Genomic DNA, 22,140 nt, shown 5'->3' with positions numbered 1-22,140 from the left:
CTTTTTTCATGCATTTCTTTTTATTTTTCAGCGGTGGCTGCTGCCTCTTTTTCTGCCTCATCTTTTGTTTTTTCTCCGGCGAACCACGCTTTTTCAATCATTTCCAGTTCCCGTATATCAATACAGTTGGGAATGCTTCCTTCTCTTACCGCCTTCTGGCACTCTTTGAGATCCATCCAGCGGACTGCTTCTACTTCCGACTCCTGTAGATGCAGTTTTTCCGCCTCGACCGGCTTCGTGTAAAGATACACGGCGCTGACCTCATGATCGTGGAACGGTTTTCCGTAAAAAACACCGTGTGATACTTTTTCCAGCAGGCCAAGATCCCTCAGCTCCTCTGCCTCTGCGTGGATGCCGAGCTCCTCGCCGATTTCCCGCAGAGCCCCTTCCAAATACGTATCGCCCGCCGAAAGATGGCCGGCGCTTGAAATATCGTAGCAGCCCGGATTCGAATCTTTCCAGGCACTCCTTTTCTGCAGCAGTACCTCACAGCCGCTCTTCTCATTCGCCCGTGCAATCCAGATATGTGCCGTTCCGTGACACCGTCCCTCACTGTGCGCCACGCCGCGCTCTACGATGGTTCCGGTCGGCGTGCCGTCGCCTGAGCGCTCCTCAAAAAGTTCCATCTGTCTTCCGTTCAGCACCGCTTCTGCGAGCGTGTCGCCCACATACCGCAGCTTCAGGGAGAAAAACGGCTCGTCTTCATTCAGAAGGCGGAAAAAGATTTTGTCTCCCTCCCACAGATTCAGGTGCAGGACGTCCTTTTTTTTCACCCAGGCGAGTTCGCCCTCATCACATGCAGTCGGTTCTCCCGTGAATCCGTCTGCCGTGTAGAGACACATATACTCCATGTACTCCACCGTTTTGCTGTTTTCTGCCTCTGTCACAAAGGTAACGAGACCGCGGAAACGCCAGCTCGTCAGCGTGTAGCCGGTTTCCTCTTTTACTTCACGCAGCAGGCATTCCTCCGGGCTTTCGCCAAGTTCCGCATGGCCGCCGACGCCGATCCACTTGTCCTTGTTGACATCGTTCTTTTTCACCGTGCGGTGCATCATCAGATAGCTGTCATCCTTTTCGATGTAGCACAGCGTTGTCATGCAGCCTCTGCCTCTTTCTTCTGTTTTTTCCTCCATCTTTGACTCCCTCCGTCGTGTGCCGGACTTCTTTCCGCTTCTTTTGTTTTTCAGGAAAAATGTATTTCTGCACACACCTTTTTCTCGTTTTCTATTCTACCATACTTTTTCAGAATTCCAGCAACAAATTTCTATCTTTTTGCAGATCTTTCACGAAAAATGTAACGACCATTCCGCATCTTCTTGACTCTCACACAGTACTGTGTTAAAGTGTCTGTAATTGATGTTTTGTCACCCGTAAACAACGTTTCTTATCATTTCTTACATTTGAGGTTTTCATGATGGAAAAACAGACGATAGTTGTGAAAGTCGGCACCAGCTCCCTGACACTCTCAGACGGAACCATGGATGCTGAAAAAATACGGAACATTACGACCCAGCTTGCCGCGCTGCAGACGGCAGGCCACCATGTGATTCTCGTTTCCTCCGGTGCGATCGCCGCAGGCTTTTCCCGTCTCGGCTTTAAAAAACGGCCGACGAAAATTGCCGATAAACAGGCTGCCGCTGCTGTCGGCCAGGGCCTTCTGATGGAGGAATACACGAAAAATCTGATGGCGTACCAGATTCCGTGTGCGCAGATTCTTTTGAACCGCAGTGACTTTGAGGACCGCCGCCGCTATAAAAACATCTTCGGCTCCCTCTCCGTCCTGCTCGGGCGCGGTGCGATTCCGATCATCAATGAGAACGATACGATCGCGATTGAGGAGCTGAAGGTCGGCGACAACGACACGCTCTCCGCCCAGGTGGCTGCGATGCTGCATGCATCGCTTCTGATTCTGCTGACCGATATCGACGGGCTCTACACTGCCAATCCAAAGAGTGACCCGAATGCGCGCCATATCGACGTGGTAAATGAGATCACGCCGGAGCTCACTGCTGCGGCAGGCGGTGCGGGATCGGGCAACGGAACGGGAGGCATGACAACGAAGCTCTCCGCCGCTTCGCTTGCCACAAGAGCCGGTGTGCCGGTTCTGATCTGCTCCTCGGCGGAGGAAAACAACATTGTGCGTGCGGTGAAAGGAACCGCAAAAGGAACGTACTTTACCGCCAGCGGCCACAACATGAAAACGCGTCTGCAGTGGATGGCATTCTATGCGCCGAGTGCGGGCAACCTCTACGTCGATGAGGGTGCCGCAGAAGCACTTGCTGTTCAGGCAAAGAGCCTGCTTCCCAAAGGCATCGTGGCAGTCGAAGGCGATTTTAAGAAAGGCGATGTCGTCAGCGTCTTCCGGCGCGGCAGCCATGAATATCTCGGAAAGGGCATTGTCAACTATGACCGGCCGGATCTGCAGAAAATCATGAACGAAAGCACCAGCCACACGGAAGCAATCAACCGCGATAACTGGATCGGCGCGGAATAAATGGTGCCGAATAAAGCATTCTTTTGTTTACGAAAATTCCCCTCCGTGTTATAATATTTGTATTCAGCCGGCTGCAGGTTTTTCTTTCAGCGAGGAAAGGAAGCTGCATCCGGTTTTCCATGTGCTTTTGGTTTTACTTCGAGAGCACAGCAAACACAAAGGAGGGTTTTTACCAATGAAATACGATTTTACATCTCTGATGAACCGCAGCGGCCACGATTCGATCGCTGTCGATCAGATCCCGATTCCGGGTGCGGAAGTCAAAGAGGGCTTCTCCCGCATCCCGATGTGGGTGGCCGACATGAACTTCCCGTCTCTTCCGACCATTCAGGAAGCAATTCACGCGAGAGTCAACGAACCGCATTTTGGCTACTTTAATCTGCCGGATGCATATTTTGACAGCATCATCCGCTGGCAGAAAGAGCGCAACGGTGTGGAAGATCTGCCGCGTGAGGCGATCGGCTATGAGAACGGCGTGCTCGGCTGTGTTGCTTCGGCTGCTGCCGCTTTTACATCCCCGGGCGAATCCATTCTTCTGCATTCCCCGACATACATCGGTTTTACCGGTGTTCTTGAGAACTGCGGACGCAATATCGTTCTCTCCGATCTTGTTCAGGATGAGAACGGCGTATGGCGTATGGACTACGCCGATATGGACCGCAAGTTAAAAGAACACAACATTCATTTCGCGATTTTCTGCTCTCCGCACAACCCGACAGGCCGTGTCTGGGAGCGCGAGGAAATTGAAAAGGCGATGGAAATTTACAAAGCAAATGAATGCGTTGTCATCTCCGATGAGATCTGGTCTGACCTGACACTGCCGGGCTTCAAACATATCCCAACGCAGTCCGTTTCGAAGGATGCACGCGAGCGCACCATCGCACTTTATGCACCGTCCAAGACCTTTAACCTGGCTGGCCTTGTAGGCTCCTACCACATCATCTACAACCGCATGCTGCGCGACCGTGTGGAGAAGGCTTCGTCCCTTTCTCACTACAATTCTCCGAACGTACTCTCTGTTCATGCGCTGATCGGCGCTTACCGTCCGGAGGGATACCAGTGGGTGGATGAACTGCGCGAAGTGCTGAAATCGAATGCGGATTATGCGTACAACTACATTCTCGAGCATTTCAAGGGCGTGAAGCTTTCCAAACCAGAAGGAACGTACATGCTGTACCTCGACTGCGAGGAGTGGTGCAAGGAGCATGATACCGATATGGATACACTGCTGAAAGCCGGTGTTGCTGTCGGCGTGATCTGGCAGGACGGACGGCCGTTCCACAGACCGTATGCGATCCGCCTGAATCTGGCACTGCCGCATGTGCTTGTGAAAGAGGCATTTGACCGTATGGATAAGTATGTATTCAATGCGAAATAATTGTATTTTCTAATTTTATAAGCCAAACATAATGAAAGACCGAAACGGACATTTTCCTCTGCCGTTCCGGTCTTTCGCTGTTTTGTGCATCCTGTTTTTTCAGTTTTGCTCCAGCTCCCGCTGTGCCAGCATCTCTTCCACGTTGATGCCGTACTTCTTTAAATTGACGCGGCCGTTTTCCAGCACAATGCCGTCTGCCTCCAGCATATCCGCCTGTTTCCCGGCGCCGCCGAAGACAAATTCCGCGGCCAGTTCGCCTTTGGAGTTTACCACACGGTAGCATGGAATGTGCTCCGGATCTGTGTTTTTATGTAAGGCGTTTCCCACGGCACGCGCCATCTTCGGCTCGCCTGCAAGCGCTGCTATCTGGCCGTATGTCGCCACTTTTCCGCGCGGAATCTGCTTTACCGCCTCATAGATTCTTTTGGTCGGGCTGTCCGTGATGATGTCGTAGCTCTCGGCGATCATGGTACGCACAGCGTCATCGGGTACGGTTCCGTCGAGGAGAATCGTGTTCCAATGTTCTTTGTTCTGATGATATCCCGGGATAACTGACGCGAATGCATCGCGCCAGTAGTCCCGCCATTCCGGGTTTGCTTTTACATTCAGCTGAATGATTCCGTCCTTTTCATAGACCCACAGAAATGCCTTTTTGCTTCCTTTCACGCGGATGAGCTGCCAGTTGTCATCGTGGAACGGTGCTTCCTGATATGTGTCCGGGAAGGAAAGGCCATAGGATAGCGCTTCTTCTCTTGTCTTCATTGCAGACTTCCTTTCTTCCTGTCGCGGGTGTTTTGATGTTTTTTCCGCAAAACACCCGCTTTTTTCTGTATTCGTCCTGCCGCTGCGATTCTGCTTTTTTCTGCGGCATTTTTCTTTATTATATCAGTCCGCCTGCTTCTGCGCAATTTTTCACCTGCTATTTTTTCATCTTCGGCTGGAAAATCCAGCTTGCAAGATACGCGAAAATCAACGCCGCTGATGTTCCGACAGCCCCCGCCTTTAATCCGCCCTGGAACACTCCTAAAAATCCGCTTTCTTTTACGGCATCTTTTACTCCCTGAAACAAAAGATGCCCGAACCCGAGCAGCGGCACCGACGCGCCTGCCCCGGCGTATTCTGCAAATGGATCGTAGAGTCCCAGAAAGCTCAACACCGCGCCCGTGCACACAAGCGTTACCATAATTCTTCCCGGCAGCATTTTCGTGCGGTCGAGCAGAATCTGGCACAGGGCACAAATGAGGCCGCCGACCCAGAAGGCATTGAAATATTCCATGAACGTTCCCATTTTACACATCCTCCTCCCTCTCGATTACAACCGCCTGTGCAATACCAGGCACGCTGCTGCCCTCCTGAAAGCTGACCTTCGACATCAGCGCACCAGTCGGTACAAACAGAATCCTCTTCCACTCTCCGTTTTCCAGCTTCGGCAGCAGATACTCCGCCAGCACCGATGCCGCACAGCCGCAGCCGCTTCCGCCCGCACCGGTGTCCTGTTTTGCCGGATCGAAGATCAGCATGCCGCAGTCACTGTGCTGTTCCGAGATATCGTATCCTTTTTTCTTCAGCAGCTCCAGCAGAATTTCCCGCCCCACAACGCCGAGATCTCCCGTCACAATGCGGTCGTAATCGGCCGGTTCCCGGTTGAAATCGACGAGGTTCTGTGCAATCGTATCGCACGCAGCGGGGGCCATGCAGGCGCCCATGTTCTGGTTGTCTTTCAGCCCGTAATCAATGATTTTTCCCGTCGTAGCGCCCGTGATTTTCACTCTGCTCTTCGTTTTCCCAAGCACACACGCGCCGCTTCCCGTCACCGTCCAGCTCGCGGACGGCGGGCGCTGGTTTCCGTAGGCGAGCGGAAAACGGAACTCCTTCTCCGCCGTTCCAAAATGGCTCGATGTCACCGCCAGCACCCGGTCACCGTATCCTCCTGCGACTGCCATCGCGCCAAGCGAAAGCGCCTCTCCCATCGTCGAGCAGGCACCGAACAGGCCGTAGAGCGGGCAGTTCAGATCCACCAGGCCGAACGATGATGCGATTGACTGTGCCAGAAGATCGCCCGCAAAAATCATGCGGATCTGCTCTGGCCTCACATTGGCTTTCTGCATTGCCAGCTTCGCGGTGGCAAGCTGCAGTTCACTCTCGCCCTCCTCCCAGCTCTCCTGCCCGCACATCGGGTCCGAAAGCGTGTGCGAAAAGTATTCGCCCAGCGGTCCATCCTTTTCCTTTTCTCCTACAATCGCCGCGCTGCCCTCGATATAGACGGCTTTGGCAAACGAGATGCTCTGCTTTCCTGTCATCTGTCTCATCGGCAAATTCCTCCGTTTTCTTATTTTGCGTCTTACCATTTCTGACCTTCAGTATTTCCGTTTTTTCCATTCTTACGCATGATTTTCCTGTTTTAGGGAACTCTGTACGCTGTAGCACAAAAATCCTGTTTCAGAAACTTTTAGAGGAATGTTTTTCATGAGTGAAATGCTGTATCTTCAGACGGAGCGGAATATCAAAATCACCAGTCCCGTCGTGACGCTCGGCGATGTGGCGCAGCTTTCCTGTTCAGACGGCGCTGTCCTTGCCCGCAATCAGGTCCGCCGCGTGGCGCATCTTCCCGATGACGGATACGGACGCTACGTCTGCTCCGCCTCCACCCTCGTCCGCCTCGTCACGGAGGCCGAGGAGCACGTCGATGTCACCCACATCGGCGAGCCGAATTTTATTTTAACGTACGAGGATCCGCGTCAGAAAAACACCTGGATCAGCTGGTGCAAAACGATTCTGGTCGGCATCCTTACGTTTATCGGAACTGCGTTTTCCATTATGACCTTCCACACCGACATCGGCATCCGCGAGCTGTTTTTGGATGTTTACACCCGTTTTCTCCCGCAGATGACGCCCGGATTTTCGGTGCTGGAAATTTCATATTCCATCGGCATCGGCCTTGGCGTCGTGCTCTATTTCAACCATTTCGGACGGCGGAAATTCACGCAGGACCCGACGCCGCTCGAGGTGGAAATGCGGGTCTACGAGGATGATATCGATACGACCATTCTCGAACAGAACGACCGCTCCGGTAAAGGAAAGGAGGCTTTTCATGCGAATCCTGCCAGAGATCCTGCTGATCACAGCCGGTCTTAGCCTTGGCTTTTTCATCGCGAGCGGCCTTGTCGCGCTTGTGATCGGCCTTGGCATCGTGACACGGTACGCCGGCATCACAAAGACAGCAGAGAGCCTGCGTTTTTACGAATGCTGCTGTATGGCCGGGGCGCTGTTCGGCGATCTTTTCTCGCTTGGCACCTTCTCGTTTTCCCTGCCCTCCTGGACGGCCGGTGTGTTCTGGCTTTTTGCGGGCATTTATCTGGGAAGCTGGATCATCGCGCTCGGCGAAGTCGTCAACCTGTTTTCGATCCTCTGCCGCCGGATCGGACTGACGCGCGGACTGCCGTTTGTAATTCTCTGCATGGCGGCAGGGAAAATCGCGGGCTCTCTCTATTATTTTGCAAGTGGATTTCAATAAGAACTGGAGGTAAGATGTGATGCAGAGTTTAAAAAATGAACGGGCAAAAAAAGAATACGAACAGTTTGTCAAAGAGGTGACGCCAAAGCAGAATCTCTTCTGCAATATGGCAAAAGCCTTTATCGTCGGCGGTCTGATCTGTGTCGTGGGGCAGATTCTGCTCCATATCGGCAAAACGCAGTTCTCACTCAGCAAAGATGACGCCGGCTCCTGGTGCTCGCTGATTCTGATCCTTAGCAGTGTGATTTTAACCGGCCTCAACATCTATCAGAAAATCGTCACCTTTGCCGGCTGCGGTGCGCTCGTCCCGATCACCGGCTTTGCCAACTCGGTTGCAGCTCCTGCGATTGAATATAAAAAAGAAGGACAGGTCTTCGGCATCGGTGCGAAAATTTTCACCATCGCCGGACCTGTCATTCTGTACGGTGTCTTTGCAAGCTGGCTGCTCGGCTTTCTCTATTGGCTGTGGACTGCTGCCGGGAACTGGTTTTAAATCAGTTCCGCAGCGCTTCCGCCTCTTCTTTTGTGCAGCCCTCGCGGCTGTAACGGGCTTTTTCATAGCCGTCGTGCAGCCGTCTCATGCCGTCGCCGGAAAGCTCGTTTCTCTCTTCCAGCTCCGCCGGGGTTTCGGCTCCGGTCGGCTGGTATTTTCCGGCTTTTTTGATCGTTTTTTTATACTTCCGGCGGATACGCATATTCGGGGAGAGATAGCCCTCTTTCTTTTCCCGCCGCCACGGCAGATTTTCCCGTTCGTCGTTTCCCTGATGCAGGAAGAGAACTTCGTCCTCCTCATCCTCTGAGAAGGCTTTTCCCGCATTTTTTACGCTCTGGTAAATCGCCCGCAGAACCGCGATTCCGACGGCAACCATCACAAGATACATGACCGCCGTAAAAAGATTCTGGATCCACTGCGGCATCGGTTTGTACTCTTTGTCCCCCAGCATATCGGACAGATCGGCCTGCTCCATGCCCTGCGGCGCCTCGGCCTCCGGTGTTTCGATCGTAAGATCGCTTTCCAGCTCTTTCGGCTCATATCCTGCGATCGCCTCCGCAATCGGATCCTTTCCGTAGAGCGCCGATGGGAGCACGAACAGTACCAGAAGGAGTACTGCAATTTTCAGGATCAGTTTTCCCGTCCGCTGCATCGTCTCCACCGGGAGATTGGCGATTTTCTGATGGTCACGGATGAACCCGTGCATGCCGTCGAGGTACTGGCAGAAGAAGCACAGGAATACATCTGCAAAGAAAAACCAGTAGATCAGATGCCAGTAGAACGGCATTTTCATCAGCACACCGATCACATACTGTATCATAAACCAGAGAAAATGAAGGGGCTTTGGCTCATCGAGGAGCGTCGGGATCTCCCACGCTTCCATATCCGCCAGCGGCATTGAGCCGGCCGGCAGTTCCTGCGCTGCTTTCTTTAACTGGCCTTTGCGGATTCTGACATAGCCGCGGATCAGGAAAATCACAGCGGCCATAAGACCCGTCATCACGCCGGAAAGGCTCTCCAGAAATGCAGGAGAAATACCGTTCTCAAACTTGTTTTTTCCATCGTTTGCCGCCGCAGCCGCTTCAATTACCGCTGCCGCCTGCACACTGAACAGGGAACAGAAAAATTTCGCTGCCAGATACGTCACCGCGCAGACCGCAATTCCGCCAAGCAGAAACTGCCAGAGTGCTTTCGTTTTCCGGATCAGAATCCAGCTTGCAGCGGCCGGAATCAGCAGCAATAAGGATATGGCGCAGAAATACAGCGCCTCCCTTCCCGTCAGCCCCAGAAAACCGGCGGCAAAGCCATAGATGCCGGCGAATAAAAGCCAGACATGAAGCCAGGTCAGCGGGATCTGTACCGGTGTCTTTTTTATTTCCATGGTTTCACCTCCCAGCCGATTGCGGTGTACGCACGGTTCTGCTCCGACGGAACTTCTTCGCCCGGCAGATACGGAATCACCCACAGCACCTGGTTCTGCGCACCGGAGAGCAGATGAAGCGCCTCACGGACCTCATCGGTTCTGTTTTTGGATACGACAACGTAGGTGTGGCCGGTGAGCTCTTTTTCCGCCTCTTTGTGCAGAAACTCCGCGCTGCCTGTGAGATTGCCCCCAAGCTGCACGCACGCCAGTTTCCGGTTCAGCTCCGCTGTTTTTCCGGCGCCCGCTGCCAGATGGACACGCAGCTCCTCGCCGGTCTCCTCATCTTTCGCATTGCTCTTCACCCACAGATTCATCTTGTTTTTCACCATCCGCGCCGCAAGCGAAGACGTGATGCGGATGCTCTCCTCGACCTGCGCTTCCTCGCGCAGAATGTTGGCGTCCTCGATATCGAGAAGCACCGTAACTTCCACGCTCGTCGTCGCGTCAAACTGATTGACCATCAGATCTCCCATCCGTGCCGACGATTTCCAGTTGATGCGGTTCATCGGGTCTTCTTTCCGGTAATCGCGGATACCGGAAAATTCAAACGGGTCCTCGTACAGGCGATTCCGTGACAGAACCATGCCCGACACGGCACGGCAGATCATCTGAATCCGTGCAGTATCGACCTGGCGCGGGTAAACGTACATCTGTGTCTGCTGCGGGTAATCGCTGTAAAGACCCTCCCGGAAAAAAAGATCGTACGCTACGGCATGCGCACCGGTGATCTCGTAGAATCCTCGTTTTTTCGCCTGAAACGGCAGTGTTCTCGTGACCTGCTGATGAAACAGGAACGAAAAGACATCGCGTTTGTAGCTCTGGTCGGTGATACTTGCGTTTGCTTTTGCCTCGCGGTCGAATTCCAGATTGCGGCTCATCGAAATGCCAAGCTCGAGTGCCGGAATCGGCAGCAGTTTGTCGTTTACGACGACCTCTTTTAACGTACTCTCCTCGCCCTCATAGATCGCGGAATCCTGGAAGCTGACCTGGATTTTCAGATTTTTCTGCCAGTTTTTCTGGTACAGCTTTTTCTGCAGAAACCAGGCGAGCGCCATTCCAAATAGTAATAAAAGAAGCATAGTCCGTTACCTTCCTGACCAGTTTTCGGTCGGCAGATCGATGCGGTTTAAAATTTCCTCGATCACCGATTCTGCGGCTCTTCCGTCGTCTGCGCCGATCTGCATGGTGAGACGGTGTGCGAGTACCGGAACAGCCACGGTCTTGAAGTCCTCCGGCACAACGTAGTTTCGTCCCTGCACCAGCGCGTGGCCCTGTACGGCACGTAAAAATGCGAGTGTTCCACGCGGGCTCACACCGCTTGCAATTTTGCTGTTGACTCTCGTCTCCTGTACGATGCGGACGAGATACTGTACCAGTTCCGGATGCAGGTAGACTTCTTTACACGCCTCCTGCAGGGTACGGATTTCTTCTTTTTGGCAGACAGACGACAGCTCGGCGAGCGGCTCCTCGGTCAGGAAACGGGCGATCATCTGCGTCTCTTCCGCCGGGCTTAATGCTTCCATCGAAAGTTTCATTAAAAAACGGTCCATCTGCGCCTCCGGCAGCGGGAAGGTTCCGAGCGTCTCGAGCGGGTTCTGCGTGGCGATGACGAGGAACGGCTCCTCGAGCGGCCGTGTCACACCGTCCACGGTGATCTGGCGCTCAGCCATGCACTCGAGAAGGCTGCTCTGCGTCTTCGGCGTTGCACGGTTGATCTCATCAGCAAGCAGAATGTTGCAGAAGGCAGGGCCTTTCGAAAAGACGAACTCTCCGCTTTTGGCATCAAAATAATTGAGACCGGTGACATCGGACGGCAGTAAGTCCGGTGTGAACTGGATGCGGCCGAACTCTGCCTCGACGGATTTCGCAAGGGATTTCGCCATGACCGTTTTTCCTGTTCCCGGGACATCCTCGAGCAGGATATGACCTTTGGCAACAAGGCAGGTCAGGACAAGCTCTATCGTGCGCTCGTTTCCGATCATGACCTTTGCGATATTTTCTTTTAATTGCTGCAATACATTATTTTCCATGTTTTGCTTCCTCCAATAGTAAGATTTAATAAAAAAATCCACCCCTCGCTGTTCTGTTTTGTAAGAACAGCACGATAAATTTATTTTACTGCACATATTTTCGGAAGACAAGCAGAAAAAGGACGATGCTGTACATACTTTTCACAGCATCGCCCTTTACGGTTTCTTCTATAAATTAGCTTGTCTCTTACAGTGCTTTCCGGTACAGCGCCTCGATGTCCTGCTGACGGGACGCTCTCGGGTTGACGGCGATGTTTCCGCTCTTCATCGCATCTACCGCCATCGGCACGATTTTGCTCTCGATCTCCTCTGCTGTCACTTCTTTTCCCTTTGCCGCCTGGCGGATCGCATCGGTCAGGCTGGCCGGGATTCCGATGGCTGCGGTCAGCTCGCGGATCGCGCCGACCAGCATCATCGGCTCAAATTCATCGGCGTATGCCGGGATTTCGCTGATGTAGTTGTAGATCTTCAAATATCTTCCATGGTCTGCCAGTGCATTGTACTCTGCGATGACCGGAAGCAGAACGGCATTTGCCACGCCGTGCGGCACATCGAAGAAGGCGCTCACAGGATGACTCATTGCATGGACATTTCCAAGTCTTGCGTAGGAAAATGCAATACCCGCGAACAGCGAACCGGTCAGCATCGCCTCTGCGGCTTCGAGATCGGTTCTGCGCGCCACGAAACGGCGGATATTTTTACCGATCAATTCCATCGCTTTTTCTGCCATGGCATCGGAGAACGGAGATGCGGCTGTGGAAATATAAGCCTCCTCCGCATGGATAAAGGCATCAATACCGCACGCTGCCGCAACGGATGCCGGAGCGGAAGTTAAAAGTTCCGGATCGAGAATCGCGTACTCCGGCAGAAGTTCATAGCTGAATACGGTCAGCTTGTAATCTCTGCTGTGGTCGGTGATCACGGAAAATGCGGTCACCTCGGAGCCGGTTCCCGCAGTCGTCGGAATGGCAATCAGCGGGACAATTTTTCCCGGCACTTTGTGTGCGCCTTCGTATTCCGTGATGCTTCCGCCGTATTTTGCCGTCACACCGACGGCCTTTGCTACATCCATCGGAGAACCGCCGCCGAGTGCTACGAGAAAGTCTGCGCCGGAAGCAAGATAGCTCTCGGTTGCTTTTTCTACTGTCGTCACAGACGGATTCGCCTCAATATCTGTGAAAATATCGGCTGCGATGCCTGCCGCTTTCAGGCTGTCCGCTGCTTTGTCCACAATGCCCATTTTTTTCAGGGTAGGACCGGAAAGAATCATCGCATGGGTTCCGCCCATCTTCTTGGCACACTCCGGCAGTTTGGCAAGCGTTCCTGCTCCGACAATAATATTCTGTGGAATCGAAAATTCGAATGGATTCATCTTATTTTTCCCCTTTCTTTCAGTAAGCGTGCCGAAAATTTTTCTTTCCGACACGCTTTGTTTTATCCTATCTCAGCTTCAGCCAGCCATTTTGGCAAGAACACGGTCGATCGCTGCATCGATAACAACGTCGAGTTCCGCATCGTCTGCCTCCGGCATCAGGGACGCTGCGTCCTCGTCGGAGATCAGCTCGATCAGACTGCCGAACTTCTCTTTATATTTGAACTTGCAGACTGCAAAGAATACAACACCGAGGAGGCTCCAGCCGCCTACCATCAGCCACTCCTGCCATACCAGTGTTCCGCCGGAACCAGGAATGCAGTAAACAAGCACCATGCATCCGGACATCAGAACCGCCATCGTTCCAACAAATTTGTATGCCGGAACACGGTACGGACGCGGCATATCCGGCTCTTTCTTCCGCAGGATCAGGAAGGAAAGAGATACCATACAGTAGGCAAGACAGCATCCAAAGTTACCTGCATCACAGATCCACACCATCATGCCTCGTCCTGCAAACGGAGCCAGCATAGTCAGCGCGCCGATCAGGAACAGGGCGTTGATCGGAGTTTTGTTCTGCGGATGAAGCTTTGCGAACATCGGCGGAATCATGTAGGATTCAGCCATAGAGTACAGGGCACGGGAACCGCCGATCATAAAGGAGTTCCAGGATGTGATGATACCGCACATACCGCCGACGATGATGACTTTTGCCATAACCGCTGTACCGAACGCTTTCGCCATCGCATCTGCTGTGACAAGTCCGGTTCCTGCTTCCGAGCTCAGGATTTCGGACGGGTTCAGCACATAGCCGACAGCCAGGATAACACAGGAATAGAAAACAACAGCGAGTACAACGGAGAGAATCATCATTTTACCGATTTTCTTTAACGGAACGTTGATTTCCTCTGCTGCCTGCGGGATAACGTCAAAGCCGATGAAGAAGAACGGGGTAACAACAGCAACTTTGATGATGTTCTGGAACATCGTTCCGGTGCTCTCGCCGACGAACATCTGTCCCTGCAGATTGCTGGAATCTCCGTTGATCACGGATGCCACAATCAGAAGGATACCAGCGCCGCCGATGATACAGGTAAGGACCGTCTGCAGAACGGCTGCTGTTTTTGCGCCCAGCACATTGATCAGTGTGATGAGGAACGCTACAATAACGGCTACGGCTACCCAGGAAGCATAGATATCAAATCCTGCCACGCTGTACATATAGCCTTTCAGGAATCCCGGCCACAGATATGTGATGATGGTTGGGAAGGCGCACGCCTCGAAACACGTAACACTGACGTATCCTAAAATAATCGCCCAGGTACAGATGAACGAACCGTTCGGGCCCATCGCCTTGTAGCTGAAGACGTGCTCGCCGCCGCACTGCGGCATCGCTGCAGTCAGTTCTGCGTAAGTCAGTCCGATGAAGAAGATCATGACACCGCCGATCGCAAACGCAATTGAAGCTCCGACAACGCCGCCTTTCTGAATCCAGCTTCCTGAGGATACGACCCAGCCCCAGCCGATCATGGCTCCGAAAGCGATGACGAGAATATCCCATGCACCTAATACTTTGTCAAATTCTGATTTTTTCTGTTCCATGGCTTATTCCTCCCCGCTTCCGTATTTCTTCTGAATCAGTTCCTCGAGATATTCCGCTGTGCCCTCCACACCAAGGAATGCACTGTTGATCAGAATGTCTCGGTTGTGCCGGTCTCCGCGGTTGCTGCCGGTCAGCGCCAGATGACGCTTGTGATACCGTTTGTCCTTCTCGAGCAGCAGAATTTTTGCATCGCTCTCGGAAAGGCTGTGGCTCTTCATGATATTCTGAATGCGGATCTCATCCGGTGCATAGATAAAAGTCCGGAGGAGCTTGATATCTTTGCTGTCCTTTAAGATGTAATCCGCGGATCGTCCGATGATGACGCAGGCCTCTTTTTCTGCCAGTTTCCGGATGATCTGCTTCTGTACATGAATCGCACGCTCGGTCAGGTCCGCATATTTGGAGAAGGATCCACGGACATCGCCCTCGGCTCCTTTTCCGGCAATCGTACCGCCCTCTTCTACACGGTTCATGATGTCTTTCGGAATTCCGACTTCTTCAATAATCTGATCCACCAGATCGCGGTCGTAGAACTTAATTCCGAGATCCTCCGCAATTTTCCTGCCGATGGCATTTCCTTTGGCTCCGTACTCGCAGCCGATTGTGATAACCAGATGTCCCATACCGTTTTCCTCTCACATTTAATTTCTCTGTTTTACCTGTTGTTTCCGATTCACAGAATGAAAAGAAAAACAGGACAGGGGCGAAGCATGGTTCTTTGCTTTTTGACGTCCTTGTCCTGTTCTTTTCACGCTATGAGATTTTCTTTGTTTCTATAAGAATTCTTTATTTTTCCAGAGCTTTTACGGTTTCTTCGATGATAGCAACTGCCTTGTCGCAGTCCTCCTCGGTTACGATAAGCGGAGGGATCAGACGAATGATGTGCGCTCCGATGGCGGTGATCAGCAGATGGCAGTCAAGGCAGCCATGTTTGACTTCTACGCCGCTGATGGTATCATCAAACTCTACGCCGACCAGCAGTCCCTGATGTCTGACTTCTTTGACATGCGGCAGTTTTGCTAATTTTTCTGCGAAGTAATCACCGACTTTCTTTGCATTTCCGGCAAGGTCGCGGTCGATCAGTTCGTTGACTTCTGCCAGTGCTGCTGCACAGCTGACTGGATGGCCGCCGAAGGTAGTTCCGTGAGATCCCGGGGTAAAGGCTTTTGCTACTTCAGCTGTTGCGCAGATTGCGCCAATCGGCATTCCGCCGCCAAGACCTTTTGCCATGGATACGATATCCGGTTTGATGCCGTAGTTCATGTAAGACATTACCGCACCGGTTCTGCACCAGCCGGTCTGTACTTCATCAATCAGAAGCAGCATGTCGTTCTCATCACAGAACTTCCGGAGTCCCTGCATGAACTCTTTCGTTGCCGGATGAACACCGCCTTCGCCCTGTACCGGCTCAACCATGATGGCGATGGTGTTTTCGGTACATGCATCTTTGAAGGCCTGCAGATCATTGTACGGTGCGTAGGAGAATCCGTAGGTCATCGGTCCGAATCCAACCTGGCATCCGTTGCCCGGCTGACCGGTTGCAGACATGGCACCGAAGGTTCTTCCATGGAAGCCCATCTTTGCGGTTACGATGTGGTAACGGTTCGGGCCGTATTTCTCGATGCCGTACTTTCTTGCCATTTTGATCATGGCCTCGTTCGCCTCGGTACCGGAGTTCTGATAGAAAATCTTGTCCATGCCGATGGTCTCGCAGACTTTCTCAGCAAGCAGTGCCTGCGGGATGGTGTATGGATAGTTGAAGGTATGCATGATATCGTCGAGCTGCTCTTTTGCTGCAGCAACAACTTTCGGGTTTCTGTTTCCGGCGTTGTTTACGGCGATGCCTGCGTAAAAGTCAAGATACGGCGTTCCGTTTTCGTCGTACATGTACATCCCCTCTGCGGTTTCTGCAAGGAAATCGAAACGCTCGTAGGTCTCGATCATGTACTTGTTTACTTTGTCTTTGATGTCCTGAACCGTTAATCCTGTGTCTTTTAATCTCATAGTGTTATCCTCCCATAGCGTTGAAAAGATTTTTTAAATAAAAAACAAAAAAGCAAAGACTACTCGTTGGTAAGCGTCTTTGCTTTGTTTTTCGTTTATTATTTTGTACAACCATACAATAGCACCACTCCCTATATTTGTCAATTACTTTTTTTAAAAAGTTTTTTATTTTTGTTTTTTCTTTAACGCCCGCTTTTTCTATTCTTTTTTAATGCTTTTTCGTCTTCCGCCGTATTTTTTTCATATCCGTTGTTTTTTATTCTGATGTTCCAGCGGATTTCTGTCCATTATATTGAACAGTTCATTCAAAAAAAGAAAGCCTGTTATTCTGCGGCTTTTAGTGATAGTCGAGAAAGAAACACATGCAGCTCGTCTTCTCCGTCCCTCTGTTGCGGTAGATGTGGGTCTGGTCTGTCTCGAAACGGAATGCCTGCTTCAAGTGGATCTCATGCTCTTTTCCATTGCACTCCACGGTCATCACGCCGTCTGTCACCACCAGGTACTCTCTTGTTTTCTCTCCGTGGCCGCCGCTCACATACGTTCCGCCCGGTTCGATGTCGATACGGTAGATTTCCACAAGCCGCGTGTCTTCATACGGAAAGCACGTCCACACAGTGTACTGCCCCTCCAGCTCTTTCGTCGGAACCAGATCCTCCGGTGTCACAAGATAACTATCCACCAGCGGCGTTGCAATCAGCTCCTGAAATTCAATCCGCAGGCCGCTCGTAATCTTCCCGAGCACGCCAAGCGACGGGTTCGCCGTTCCCTTTTCGATCTGCGAGAGCATACTCTTGCTGACCCCGGTCTGCTCTGAGGCCTGGTCGAGACTCATCCCTTTCGACTGCCGGATCCGTTTCAGATTGACTGCCACATTTTCTGTCAGATAATCCATGTTCTTCCACCTGCCTTTCTTCGTATTTCGCTCATTGTAGCACACCTTCCTCCGATATTCCAGTGAATATTTTTAAACTTTCTGCCGCCTTTCCCCGCTTCGCCTTTCTTTTCTTCCTTTATCCGCCCGGGTTTCAGGCGCTTTTCTCTGCCTTTCCCAGGAAAAGCGCCCTTCCGCCGGATTTGTATTTTTGTCAGACCTTTTCCATCCGCATCTGCCGCAGAATCTTCTTTTCCATCCGCGACACCTGCACCTGCGAAATCCCCAGTTTTCCGGCGATCTGCGCCTGCGTCATGTCCTGAAAATAGCGCATGTAGATGAGCTGCCGCTCCTTCGCGGGCAGTCGTCCCAACAGCTCTTCCAAGAAAATCCGGTTCAGCAGCTTTTCCTGCCCGTTCTCTTTTTCCGGAATGCGGTCCATCAGAGAAATATCGTGGTTTTCCCCCTGATAGATGGTCTTCTGCAGCGATTCCACCTCCGCGCCGGACTCCATCGCCTCCACGATTTCCTCCACGGTAACATCAAGCTCCCCCGCTATCTCCGCCAGCGTCGGATCGCGCCCGTTCTCCCGCTCCAGCCGCTCACGCACCGCATACGCTTTCCACGCCAGTTCCCGGATCGGGCGGCTCACCTTCACCATCCCCTCCGACCGCAGAAACCGCCGGATCTCCCCCGCAATCATCGGAACCGCATACGTCGAAAAACAGACTTCAAACGAAGGATCAAATTTATCAATCGCCTTCAACAGCCCAATGCTCCCGATCTGGCACAGATCCTCCATCTCCACCCCGCGGTTTGCAAACCGCCTCACCATGCTCCAGACCAGTCCCATATTTTCCTCTGCCAGTGTATCCCTTGCCGCTTTATCCCCTTCGTGTGCCTTTTCGATCAGGGCAAGCGTATGTTCCATGCATTCTGACTCCTATGACTTCCGATCCGGCCCTTACATTTCCGGATGCACACCGATTTTCCGTTTCATCACCACTTCCGTCCCCCATCCCGGATGCGACCTTACTTCCAGCTCATCCATAAACGCCTCCATAAACGAAAACCCCATCCCCGACCGCTCCAGCTCCGGGCAGGTCGTAAACATCGGCTCCATCGCCTTCTCCACATTTTCGATCCCGACGCCGGTATCTTTTACCGTCACCTGAAACACCTTCTCCTCCAGATCCAGCACACACTTCATCTGAATTTTCCCTTTTTCCTGCCGGTATCCGTGAATCATCGCATTCGTAACCGCCTCCGAAATCGCCGTCTTGACATCCGCCACTTCCTCCACCGTCGGATTCAGCTGCGCCAGAAACGCCGCCGCAGACACCCGCGCAAAACTCTCATTGCAGGGACGGCTCTCAAATTCCAGCGTCATCGTATTCCACCGCATCTTCTCTTCTGTTTTCATCCTTTCTCGCATCATCCCATTCCCCTTTCTGCCCACTCCCCGTCCAAAACCTACTTCCACGTCTTCTCCTCTTCCACCTCAATCACCCGCGTCACCCCCGACATCACCAGAATCCTCCGCATCCGCTCTCCCACATGCACCGCTCTCACCTTCCCGCCAATCAGCTCCATCTCCCGAAACCTCCCCATCACCAGTCCAATCCCCGAACTGTCCATAAACACCGTCTTCCGAAAATCAAACACCACCTCCCTCACATTCCTCTCCACCAAAATCTCCCCCGCCTCCTCCCGAAGCCGGTCAGCCACAAAATGATCCACCTCTTCCGGAAGCCGAATCGTCATCACCGCATCCTTCACCCAAACACGATTATCCATTTCCCATCCTCCCTCTTTCCTGTCATAAAATAAAAAACACAAAAGATTTTTCGCCGTAAAGCGAATTTCATCTTTTGTGTTTTATCTTCTCACTTTTATACTTTTTTGCCCTTCGTCCCACGCACCCTCCGCGTAGTCAGTGGTATCAGCCCGACGAAACAGCGCCGCATCTCCTGCGGCATTCTGCCCCGTGGGCGTCCGTCCTCACTATTCCTCCGTCTTCACAGTCCCCCCCAGCGCCTCAATCTGCTGCTCGGCCTTAGTAGCCTTCTGGGTTCCCGGGAACTTATCGATGATCTCCTGGAACACCGAAATCGCATTATCGGTATCCCCACTCAGCCGATACGCATGCGCCAGATAGTTAAGCACCGTATAGTCACTGTCGTTGATATTCTTAGCCTTCGAAAGCTTATCAATCGCCTCAGTGTAATTCGCATCGTCAAATGCATTCACACCCGACTGCGAAAGCTCCTGGAACATAGACGACTGCATGCTCTTGTAAATAGTGTCATACACAGCCTTTGCGTCCACAGAAAGCACCTCCGGGTTGACCTCGGTCAGTGCGTTTGTTGCGTTGCTCGTGTTGCCCTGCTGCTGCGCTTCCACAGCCTTTAAAAGGTTCTCGTAGGAAGCCGCCGTATCCTGTGCCGTCTGGATCTGCTGCTGCGCAGAAGCCGTCGTTTCGTTCAGAGAATCCACCTGGCTCTGGAGCTGGTTCAGCTGGGCCTCCTGGCTCGCCATCTTGCCGCTGTATTCCACAACCTTCTCGTCCGCCTGCCGGTTAATTCGCTGCGTATTCGCAGGCCCGATCAGGAACCACACAACCAGTGCGCCAAGCACCAGCCCAATACCGATATTCAGCATCGTTGCCGCTGTAGACGTCTCGCGGAACGTCGGCGGAATAATCACCGTATCCCCGCTTACCACACGCTCACGCTCGTCCTCGCGCTGCTCCTCCGTACGCTCCCTGCGGCCGAACCGCCGCGGCTCCAGCGACGTCTGCGTACCCGTCTGGAAATCAACCTCCTTCAGGAAACGAAGCGTCGTCGAGTTCGTCTTGTCAATTTTCGCCGCCTTTTTCAGAATCTTCCGCGCTTTCTCATACTCACCCTTGTGAATATAAATCAGCGCCAGCAGATGATATCCCTTGATCAGCTTCGGATTCTGGTTCAGAATCTTGCGCAGCTGGATCGCAGCCACATCCTCATTGTTCTCGCGGCAGCATTTCAGCGCACTGTTGTATTTCTTGATCGTCTGATTGATCATATCCAGCTTCGCCTGCTCCGCCTGCAGCGTCGCAATATACTCCGTCGCCACATTATTCTCCGGCATAATATTCTTGCTGATGATCCACTCACTTAACGCCGCAACCGCTTCACCCGTCTCAAAATAGACAAGGCCTAACAAGTTCCGCGCATGGATATTGTATTTGTTAAACTTCAGACTCCGCCGCAGCATATCGATCGCTCCGGAAAGATCCCGGATCTCTGCCTTGTCGAGGCCCAGATTGTAGTACATATTCGAAAGAGAAAAACATTTTCTCTGTACTCTCAGGTTAAAACCACAGTTGGGACAGATCTCCATTCCGACGTCCACAACCGATTTACAATTCATACAGTTCATTCCGGCACCTTACTCTTCCTTTTCCGCTTCTGTCTCGTTTTCCTGTTCCGGCTTGTCGTTTTTCATCATTTCTTTCAAAATGTCGATCACATCCGTCAGATCACGGCTGTAAATCGCATCCTCCACCTCGTCCACATCGAGACATGGTTTAAACTTCTTCAGTTCTTCTTCGTAATTTAACATAAACAAAAAATTCCTTCCTGTATTCGCTAACCATTCCGCTTTGCAAGATATGCTTTCAGTTCGCCCGCCAGATACAGAGAACCCACGCAGAACAGCATGCCGCTGCCCTTTTTGCCCAGTGCCTTCTCATACGCTGCCCCGATCTCCGGTTCCGCGCAGACATCCGTGCATCCTGCTTTTCTGAAGTCCTCTGCAAGCACTTCCGCCGGTACGACGCGGCTTCCGTCGATCTGCGTTGCAACAACATGGGACGGATGAATTCCCTCGCAGATTTCACCGATCATCTCATGATAGTGCTTGTCTGCAACTGCCGTGAACAGAATCGTGATCTCGTTTTCTTTCGCAAAATAGCCTGCCGTGCTGACAAACTGTGCAATGCCGTCCTCGTTGTGCGCGCCGTCGATGATGACGCCCGGCGCAGCCATTTCCATACGGCACGGCCATTTGATCTTCGAAAGGCCTTCCGCAAGCACGTTCTTAGGAATGTCGTGCACGTCCTGCAGAATATGCATCGTGTAGAACGCAAGGCTTGCATTCATCATCTGGTATTTTGCCACATACGGAATCGCAAGCTCTGCTTTTTCGCCGCCCGGATATGCAAAGGTAAAGGTGATACCCTCGCGGCTCTGTGTTTTCATCTCATAGAACGACGGCTCCATCGGCCATGCCGGGCTTCCCATCTCTTTCGCCTTTGCGGCAATGACAGAAGCCGGACCTGGCTGGCTGGCGTCGTAGATTACCGGGACACCGGCTTTGATGATGCCGGCTTTCTCTCCCGCAATCGCCTCGAGGGTGTCGCCGAGATACTCGGTGTGGTCGCGGCTGATGGACGTGATGATGCATGCCAGCGGCTTTTCGACCACATTTGTCGCATCCAGCCGTCCGCCAAGGCCGGTCTCCATGACCAGGTATTCCACGCCGGCTTCTTTGAAAATCAGCATTCCCATCAGGAACAGCGTCTCAAAATAGCTCGGATGGCCTTCGCCCTCCGCCTCGTATTCTTTGGCTGCTTTTTCCACTTTGAGAAATGCGTCGAGAAACTGCTCATCCGACACATCTTCCCCGTTGATCTGGAACCGCTCGTTGATGCGTACAAGGTGCGGGGAGGTAAAAAGTCCTGTCTTTTTGCCGCCTGCAAGCAGCATCGCATTCAAGTACGCGCAGACGCTTCCCTTTCCGTTCGTGCCCGCCACATGGATAATTTTGATCCCTTCCTGCGGATTCCCAAGGCGCGAAAGAAGCTCCCTCGTATGTTCCGGCGGATGCTTCACCGTAAATTTCGGTATTGTTTCGATATAATCAACTGCTTCTGTATAATTCACTTTATTTCACCATTCTTCAGTATTTTAGGGCTG

At 52.4% G+C, this 22,140-nt stretch carries 23 protein-coding genes; 5 read left to right on the top strand and 18 right to left on the bottom strand.

The window, feature by feature from the left end; all coding sequences use genetic code 11:
- Window positions 1-20 precede the first annotated feature (20 nt).
- A complete protein-coding gene (locus DXD02_RS05950; RefSeq protein WP_117509839.1) occupies window positions 21-1,133 on the bottom strand; it encodes an NUDIX domain-containing protein in 1,113 nt (370 codons plus the stop codon).
- Window positions 1,134-1,411: 278 nt separating this feature from the next.
- Here DXD02_RS05950 and proB point away from each other — a divergent pair, with 278 nt between their 5' ends.
- Entirely contained in the window at window positions 1,412-2,494 is a 1,083-nt protein-coding gene (gene proB / locus DXD02_RS05945; protein WP_226906324.1) for a glutamate 5-kinase, read from the top strand.
- 175 nt (window positions 2,495-2,669) lie between these two features.
- Window positions 2,670-3,872 (top strand): MalY/PatB family protein, encoded by a 1,203-nt coding sequence (locus DXD02_RS05940; RefSeq protein WP_055219980.1) that lies wholly within the window; start codon window positions 2,670-2,672, stop codon window positions 3,870-3,872.
- A gap of 99 nt (window positions 3,873-3,971) precedes the next feature.
- Here the strand turns inward: DXD02_RS05940 and DXD02_RS05935 are convergent, their stop codons facing one another.
- The 3 genes from DXD02_RS05935 to spoVAD form a co-directional block, all read right to left on the bottom strand.
- Entirely contained in the window at window positions 3,972-4,634 is a 663-nt protein-coding gene (locus DXD02_RS05935) for a methylated-DNA--[protein]-cysteine S-methyltransferase (RefSeq protein WP_055220159.1), read from the bottom strand.
- Window positions 4,635-4,791: 157 nt separating this feature from the next.
- Complete coding sequence (locus tag DXD02_RS05930; protein ID WP_117509897.1) at window positions 4,792-5,148, bottom strand: SpoVA/SpoVAEb family sporulation membrane protein; 357 nt, start codon at window positions 5,146-5,148, stop codon at window positions 4,792-4,794.
- Between the two features lie 13 nt (window positions 5,149-5,161).
- A complete protein-coding gene (gene spoVAD, locus DXD02_RS05925) occupies window positions 5,162-6,181 on the bottom strand; it encodes a stage V sporulation protein AD (RefSeq protein WP_055219982.1) in 1,020 nt (339 codons plus the stop codon).
- Between the two features lie 157 nt (window positions 6,182-6,338).
- On the opposite strand from spoVAD, the gene DXD02_RS05920 reads away from it, so the two are divergent.
- From DXD02_RS05920 to spoVAC, 3 genes are read left to right on the top strand one after another with little or no spacing between them, the layout of a single operon-like run.
- Window positions 6,339-7,007: a stage V sporulation protein AA gene (locus DXD02_RS05920; protein ID WP_117509838.1), complete on the top strand. Its 669-nt coding sequence runs from the start codon at window positions 6,339-6,341 to the stop codon at window positions 7,005-7,007.
- Window positions 6,964-7,386, top strand: coding sequence for a stage V sporulation protein AB (locus DXD02_RS05915; protein WP_055219986.1), 423 nt, complete (start codon window positions 6,964-6,966; stop codon window positions 7,384-7,386). The genes DXD02_RS05920 and DXD02_RS05915 overlap by 44 nt, the downstream gene beginning before the upstream one ends.
- 19 nt (window positions 7,387-7,405) lie before the next feature.
- Window positions 7,406-7,879 (top strand): stage V sporulation protein AC, encoded by a 474-nt coding sequence (gene spoVAC, locus DXD02_RS05910; RefSeq protein WP_055219988.1) that lies wholly within the window; start codon window positions 7,406-7,408, stop codon window positions 7,877-7,879.
- A 1-nt stretch (window position 7,880) separates the two neighbouring features.
- On the opposite strand, the gene DXD02_RS05905 is transcribed toward spoVAC, so the two are convergent.
- The 14 genes from DXD02_RS05905 to DXD02_RS05845 all read right to left on the bottom strand — a co-directional run bounded on the left by DXD02_RS05905 (window position 7,881) and on the right by DXD02_RS05845 (window position 22,107).
- The gene (locus DXD02_RS05905; protein WP_117509837.1) at window positions 7,881-9,260 is read right to left on the bottom strand and encodes a DUF4129 domain-containing protein; all 1,380 of its coding nucleotides are present in this window, start codon (window positions 9,258-9,260) and stop codon (window positions 7,881-7,883) included.
- A complete protein-coding gene (locus DXD02_RS05900; protein WP_022461768.1) occupies window positions 9,251-10,381 on the bottom strand; it encodes a DUF58 domain-containing protein in 1,131 nt (376 codons plus the stop codon). Before DXD02_RS05900 ends, DXD02_RS05905 begins: the two co-directional genes overlap by 10 nt.
- 6 nt (window positions 10,382-10,387) lie before the next feature.
- Window positions 10,388-11,332 (bottom strand): AAA family ATPase, encoded by a 945-nt coding sequence (locus DXD02_RS05895; RefSeq protein ID WP_055219993.1) that lies wholly within the window; start codon window positions 11,330-11,332, stop codon window positions 10,388-10,390.
- Window positions 11,333-11,519: 187 nt separating this feature from the next.
- The gene (locus DXD02_RS05890; protein ID WP_118666548.1) at window positions 11,520-12,704 is read right to left on the bottom strand and encodes an iron-containing alcohol dehydrogenase family protein; all 1,185 of its coding nucleotides are present in this window, start codon (window positions 12,702-12,704) and stop codon (window positions 11,520-11,522) included.
- Window positions 12,705-12,782: 78 nt separating this feature from the next.
- Window positions 12,783-14,306, bottom strand: coding sequence for an APC family permease (locus DXD02_RS05885; protein WP_118666547.1), 1,524 nt, complete (start codon window positions 14,304-14,306; stop codon window positions 12,783-12,785).
- A gap of 3 nt (window positions 14,307-14,309) precedes the next feature.
- Window positions 14,310-14,930, bottom strand: coding sequence for a cytidylate kinase-like family protein (locus DXD02_RS05880; RefSeq protein ID WP_118666546.1), 621 nt, complete (start codon window positions 14,928-14,930; stop codon window positions 14,310-14,312).
- Between the two features lie 163 nt (window positions 14,931-15,093).
- Window positions 15,094-16,311, bottom strand: a complete 1,218-nt coding sequence (locus DXD02_RS05875; protein ID WP_118666545.1) for an aspartate aminotransferase family protein — start codon at window positions 16,309-16,311, stop codon at window positions 15,094-15,096.
- A gap of 337 nt (window positions 16,312-16,648) precedes the next feature.
- On the bottom strand, window positions 16,649-17,203 hold the full coding sequence (locus tag DXD02_RS05870; protein ID WP_055228043.1) for a helix-turn-helix domain-containing protein: 555 nt from the start codon (window positions 17,201-17,203) through the stop codon (window positions 16,649-16,651).
- A gap of 193 nt (window positions 17,204-17,396) precedes the next feature.
- The gene (locus DXD02_RS05865; protein ID WP_055220004.1) at window positions 17,397-18,113 is read right to left on the bottom strand and encodes a SigB/SigF/SigG family RNA polymerase sigma factor; all 717 of its coding nucleotides are present in this window, start codon (window positions 18,111-18,113) and stop codon (window positions 17,397-17,399) included.
- A gap of 33 nt (window positions 18,114-18,146) precedes the next feature.
- Window positions 18,147-18,617, bottom strand: a complete 471-nt coding sequence (spoIIAB, locus tag DXD02_RS05860; RefSeq protein WP_270423031.1) for an anti-sigma F factor — start codon at window positions 18,615-18,617, stop codon at window positions 18,147-18,149.
- Between the two features lie 38 nt (window positions 18,618-18,655).
- On the bottom strand, window positions 18,656-18,979 hold the full coding sequence (locus DXD02_RS05855) for an anti-sigma factor antagonist (RefSeq protein ID WP_022461763.1): 324 nt from the start codon (window positions 18,977-18,979) through the stop codon (window positions 18,656-18,658).
- A gap of 207 nt (window positions 18,980-19,186) precedes the next feature.
- The gene (locus DXD02_RS05850; protein ID WP_022461762.1) at window positions 19,187-20,602 is read right to left on the bottom strand and encodes a tetratricopeptide repeat protein; all 1,416 of its coding nucleotides are present in this window, start codon (window positions 20,600-20,602) and stop codon (window positions 19,187-19,189) included.
- A gap of 9 nt (window positions 20,603-20,611) precedes the next feature.
- Window positions 20,612-20,785 (bottom strand): hypothetical protein, encoded by a 174-nt coding sequence (locus DXD02_RS15585; protein ID WP_022461761.1) that lies wholly within the window; start codon window positions 20,783-20,785, stop codon window positions 20,612-20,614.
- Window positions 20,786-20,811: 26 nt separating this feature from the next.
- Window positions 20,812-22,107 (bottom strand): bifunctional folylpolyglutamate synthase/dihydrofolate synthase, encoded by a 1,296-nt coding sequence (locus DXD02_RS05845; RefSeq protein WP_055228045.1) that lies wholly within the window; start codon window positions 22,105-22,107, stop codon window positions 20,812-20,814.
- Between the last annotated feature and the right edge of the window lie 33 nt (window positions 22,108-22,140).

The sequence above is a fragment of the Blautia sp. TF10-30 genome, assembly GCF_003481245.1.
GTDB lineage: Bacteria > Bacillota > Clostridia > Lachnospirales > Lachnospiraceae > Fusicatenibacter > Fusicatenibacter saccharivorans.
Note: the sequence above shows the minus strand (reverse complement) of the source record. Positions and strands in the feature narration are given on the sequence as shown.

What these genes read in the sequence shown, in the direction of transcription:
- DXD02_RS05950 (WP_117509839.1), bottom strand. Translation starts at nt 1,133, where the DNA reads ATGGAGGAAAAAACAGAAGAAAGAGGCAGAGGCTGCATGACAACGCTG.
- proB (WP_226906324.1), top strand. Translation starts at nt 1,412, where the DNA reads ATGATGGAAAAACAGACGATAGTTGTGAAAGTCGGCACCAGCTCCCTG.
- DXD02_RS05940 (WP_055219980.1), top strand. Translation starts at nt 2,670, where the DNA reads ATGAAATACGATTTTACATCTCTGATGAACCGCAGCGGCCACGATTCG.
- DXD02_RS05935 (WP_055220159.1), bottom strand. Translation starts at nt 4,634, where the DNA reads ATGAAGACAAGAGAAGAAGCGCTATCCTATGGCCTTTCCTTCCCGGAC.
- DXD02_RS05930 (WP_117509897.1), bottom strand. Translation starts at nt 5,148, where the DNA reads ATGGAATATTTCAATGCCTTCTGGGTCGGCGGCCTCATTTGTGCCCTG.
- spoVAD (WP_055219982.1), bottom strand. Translation starts at nt 6,181, where the DNA reads ATGAGACAGATGACAGGAAAGCAGAGCATCTCGTTTGCCAAAGCCGTC.
- DXD02_RS05920 (WP_117509838.1), top strand. Translation starts at nt 6,339, where the DNA reads ATGAGTGAAATGCTGTATCTTCAGACGGAGCGGAATATCAAAATCACC.
- DXD02_RS05915 (WP_055219986.1), top strand. Translation starts at nt 6,964, where the DNA reads ATGCGAATCCTGCCAGAGATCCTGCTGATCACAGCCGGTCTTAGCCTT.
- spoVAC (WP_055219988.1), top strand. Translation starts at nt 7,406, where the DNA reads ATGCAGAGTTTAAAAAATGAACGGGCAAAAAAAGAATACGAACAGTTT.
- DXD02_RS05905 (WP_117509837.1), bottom strand. Translation starts at nt 9,260, where the DNA reads ATGGAAATAAAAAAGACACCGGTACAGATCCCGCTGACCTGGCTTCAT.
- DXD02_RS05900 (WP_022461768.1), bottom strand. Translation starts at nt 10,381, where the DNA reads ATGCTTCTTTTATTACTATTTGGAATGGCGCTCGCCTGGTTTCTGCAG.
- DXD02_RS05895 (WP_055219993.1), bottom strand. Translation starts at nt 11,332, where the DNA reads ATGGAAAATAATGTATTGCAGCAATTAAAAGAAAATATCGCAAAGGTC.
- DXD02_RS05890 (WP_118666548.1), bottom strand. Translation starts at nt 12,704, where the DNA reads ATGAATCCATTCGAATTTTCGATTCCACAGAATATTATTGTCGGAGCA.
- DXD02_RS05885 (WP_118666547.1), bottom strand. Translation starts at nt 14,306, where the DNA reads ATGGAACAGAAAAAATCAGAATTTGACAAAGTATTAGGTGCATGGGAT.
- DXD02_RS05880 (WP_118666546.1), bottom strand. Translation starts at nt 14,930, where the DNA reads ATGGGACATCTGGTTATCACAATCGGCTGCGAGTACGGAGCCAAAGGA.
- DXD02_RS05875 (WP_118666545.1), bottom strand. Translation starts at nt 16,311, where the DNA reads ATGAGATTAAAAGACACAGGATTAACGGTTCAGGACATCAAAGACAAA.
- DXD02_RS05870 (WP_055228043.1), bottom strand. Translation starts at nt 17,203, where the DNA reads ATGGATTATCTGACAGAAAATGTGGCAGTCAATCTGAAACGGATCCGG.
- DXD02_RS05865 (WP_055220004.1), bottom strand. Translation starts at nt 18,113, where the DNA reads ATGGAACATACGCTTGCCCTGATCGAAAAGGCACACGAAGGGGATAAA.
- spoIIAB (WP_270423031.1), bottom strand. Translation starts at nt 18,617, where the DNA reads ATGCGAGAAAGGATGAAAACAGAAGAGAAGATGCGGTGGAATACGATG.
- DXD02_RS05855 (WP_022461763.1), bottom strand. Translation starts at nt 18,979, where the DNA reads ATGGATAATCGTGTTTGGGTGAAGGATGCGGTGATGACGATTCGGCTT.
- DXD02_RS05850 (WP_022461762.1), bottom strand. Translation starts at nt 20,602, where the DNA reads ATGAACTGTATGAATTGTAAATCGGTTGTGGACGTCGGAATGGAGATC.
- DXD02_RS15585 (WP_022461761.1), bottom strand. Translation starts at nt 20,785, where the DNA reads ATGTTAAATTACGAAGAAGAACTGAAGAAGTTTAAACCATGTCTCGAT.